Here is a 288-nt window from a genome sequence, read left to right on the forward strand (position 1 = left end):
TTATACTTTTTAACCTTACCATTTTTTAAAAAAAATATACCGTTAGGAATGGTTCCCTCAGTAAATATGGCTTCATTTTTACGGTAATTTTTAACCTGCATTACCTTTTGAAGGGTCTCTTTATCATATTGGGGAAGATCCTCAAAAAGATATTGATTATTAAAAATAAACTTTGAAATCATGGTCTACTAAATTAAGCAATTTTGCGATGATATAAATTTGACTTAAATCAAGTTTATGAACGATGTGCATCATTTCTTCTTCCTTTTAAAGCTCCTACTTTTGTGA

General features: G+C 28.5%; 1 pseudogene. It reads right to left on the bottom strand.

Features of this window, described 5'->3' with window-relative positions:
- A pseudogene (locus AB671_RS22880) lies at window positions 1-182 on the bottom strand (cyclic nucleotide-binding domain-containing protein); the annotation flags it as partial.
- Between the last annotated feature and the right edge of the window lie 106 nt (window positions 183-288).

Origin of the sequence: Chryseobacterium sp. BGARF1 (assembly GCF_001677955.1) — a bacterium.
Lineage (GTDB): Bacteria > Bacteroidota > Bacteroidia > Flavobacteriales > Weeksellaceae > Chryseobacterium.